Origin of the sequence: Nocardioides fonticola, from assembly GCF_039536805.1 — a bacterium.
Taxonomy (GTDB): Bacteria; Actinomycetota; Actinomycetes; order Propionibacteriales; family Nocardioidaceae; genus Nocardioides; species Nocardioides fonticola.
In genome coordinates this window covers 1-3,248 of sequence record NZ_BAAAZH010000029.1, presented here as the reverse complement: position 1 = coordinate 3,248, position 3,248 = coordinate 1, and the positions used below count along the sequence as shown (strand labels likewise).

Genomic DNA, 3,248 nt, shown 5'->3' with positions numbered 1-3,248 from the left:
GCGTCAACCCCGCCGAGACCAGCTGCACCTCCTGCGCGGCCTTGGCCACCGTGATCGTCTGCGTGGCACGGGAGGCGTCCAGGTAGCGCGAGGAACCAGCCTGATCCGCATAGATCAGGCACTGACCGACGTGATCGAAGGTGACCCGCGCACCCACGATCGAACAGGTCCCCGACGGTGTGCCGCCCACCGAGAACGTCACCGGATTACCAGAGCCACCGCCCGTCGCCGACACGTCGTACGTCGACCCGACGGTCCGGGATGAGGGGGAACTGCTGAAGCTGATCGTCTGCGCGATCTTCGGGGTGTAGGTGATCACGATGCGGCCGTTGCCGTCCCGCACCCCCGCAGCGCCCGACACATTCGTGACATTCGGTGCGGCATATCCCGACCCACCGCCACCACCACTGCTCCGGGGCCCGCAGCAATCGGTGCCGCTGCCGGCGGCGCCACCTCCGGCGAAGTAGCCACCACCACCGCCACCGCCACCACTGCTGAACTCGAAGCACATGCCGCCACCACCACAAGGGGGTATCCCGTCCCCGCCCTTCCCTCCCTGGGGAACAGTGACGGGTGGGCCGATCGTGAACGAGCCCGAGCCAGCGGCACCACTGCCGCCACCGCCGCCGACACCGCCGGCGCCGTGCGCGGTCGTCGTGCCGGCTTTACCCGCCCCGGTCGCGCGGGTGTCGCCATCCCCTGCCGGCGCGCCCGCACCTCCACCGACACCGCCCGAACCGGACGTGGCTCCGCCGTCGCCTCCTTCACCGCCGGCGACGAGCATGAGGGCGCTGCCGACGGCGAGAAACGATCCGCCGGAACCGTTCCTGCCCGGGAGTGAACTTGGACCACTGCCCGCGCCGCCGCCTCCGTAGCCGTTCGTCCCGCCGATCACCATCGTGACGGTCGCACCGGGGGTGACGGACATCGTGCCGGTCGAGCGGCCGCCACCACCGACGCCGCCCGACTGGGTGCCGGCGCCTTCGACGGTGGCGGTGATCGAGGTGACCCCCGCCGGCACCGTCCACGTCTGCACCGCGCCGGTGTAGTCGAACGTCACGGTGCACTGACCGTTCGCGTCGCACACCGGCGTCGGTGCTGCCGACGCCGGCGGGGCGCTCGCCCCGACCAGGACGACGGCAAGACCCGAGGCCGCCAACGCAGCCGAGAGGACACCGCCGAGGAAGGAACGCGGACCAGACATCGAGAACTCCAGAACTACTCGGGGGAGAAACGGGGAGATGGGGAGAGAGGTAGACGACCGGCCGTCAGCGTCGGACGGTCTTCCTGACCTTGGTGGTGTTGCCGGCCACGTCCTTCGCGATCGCGATGTAGACGACCCGGTCACGATGGGTGCGGACCTTCAGGCGGCACGAGGCCACACCCGACGTCTTGTCCCTGGCCACACACCGCGGCTTCCCGGCAGCCCCGCCAGCCAGGCCCTTGATCCGGACCTTCGGCTTGACCAGGTCGACCTTCACCACCTCGGTCGTGACCGTGGCCCGACCACCGTCATCGGCCAACACCGTGCCCGTGACCGTGCGGCCCTTGGTCGACCGGCCGATCACCACCGGGCTGGGACACGCCCCCACCAGCGCACCCGAACCGGCCGTGCACGCGAAGGACACCGTCACCGGCGAGCGATACCAACCACTGGCCGAGATCGCCCGCGCACTCGTCACGGTCGCGGTGATCACCGGATCCCTCCGCACCACCTCACCCGAGGACGTCGCATAGTCACCGACACCGGCAGCGAAATCACCATCACCCAGATACCGCGCCACCACCAGATGCTCCCCGGCCGGGATCACCGCATCCAGCACCGCCACCCCGGCATCACTCAACGCCGCGGTGCCGAGCAGGACGCCGTCCACCAAGAACTGCACCTGACCACTCGGCGTCCCCACCACAGAACCCAACGACGCATCGGTCGACCGCACCAACGCCCGGATCTGGGTACCGGTCACCGACACCGACGTGGTCGTCGGCGCCCGCTCCACGTTCACCGTGGCCAGGGTGCGCGCCTCCTCGAAATCAGGAGTCCCACCCTGGAACGCCGCGACCACACACGACCCCGCGTGCACGAACCGCACCCGCGTGCCCTCGATCACACACGCCGCGTTCGTGGTCGACGGATCCACCGAGAACACCACCGACTGGCCGCTCCCGCCACCCGTCGCCGTCAGGTCAGCCGAACCACCCAACGACGCCGTCGCCGGCAACGAGAACACCAGACTCTGCGGATTCCGAGCCACCGCAACCGCCTGCACCACCTGCGAGGCCGCCTCATAGTCAGCCGTACCGGCCTGATCAGCAGCCACCACACACGTCCCCGCATGCACGAACGAGACCGTCGTACCGCTGACCGTGCACGCGGCATTCGTCGTCCCCGCAGCCACCGAGAACACCACCGGAGCACCACCCGCACCACCAGTCGCCGCCAACGCCGCCTGCGACCCGATCGACGCCGACCCCGGCAGACTGAACCCCGAGATCACCTGGGCCGCCTTGCCCACCACGATCGTCCGCTTCACCTGCGAAGCAGCGGTGTAGTCGGTGTTCCCGGCCTGATCAGCCGTCACCACACACGACCCCGCATGCACGAACGAGACCGTCGAACCAGACGGCCCACTACCGAGCGTGCACGCACCGTTCGTCGTCTCACCTGACACCGCGAACGTCACCGGGTTCCCCGAGGCACCACCGGTCGCCGACAGATCCACCGACGCACCACCCACGACCGCCGCACCCACCGGAGCGAACCCCGTGATCGCCTGCGCGGCCTGCTTCACCTCGATGATGCCGCCGGTCGAACCAGCGACGTAGTCGCCGGTCTCCGGCTGACTGAAAGCGAGATCGCAGGTCCCGACGTGGTCGAACCTCACCTTCAGCCCATCAACAGAACACACCCCGGGCCGCCGGCTCGTGACCGTCACCAGCGAAGCCGACAGGGTCTGCGGCACCAACACCACGTTGTCCCCGACTCGACCCGAGTCGGGCAAGGACACGGCGAGACCAGGGCTCGTCTTGTCGACCTGCAGCGTCTGGGTCGCGGTGGCCGCCGGCTCGTAGTCATCCGTCCCGGCCTGGTCAGCGGTCACCACACACGTCCCCGCATGCCGGAACTCCACCCGACCCGCCACGATCACACACGCGTCGTTCGTCGTCCCAGCAGCGATCGCGTACGTCACCGGCTGACCCGACGCGCCACCCGTAGCCCCCAGATTCCGCGAACCACCCACCGAGTT

General features: G+C 69.4%; 1 protein-coding gene and 1 pseudogene. Both read right to left on the bottom strand.

Features of this window, described 5'->3' with window-relative positions; genetic code table 11:
- Positions 1 to 1,060, bottom strand: a pseudogene (locus ABD671_RS18990) (hypothetical protein); the annotation flags it as partial.
- A gap of 208 nt (positions 1,061 to 1,268) precedes the next feature.
- The coding region (locus ABD671_RS18985; RefSeq protein WP_344735038.1) for an Ig-like domain-containing protein at positions 1,269 to 3,248 on the bottom strand (1,980 nt) is incomplete at its 5' end.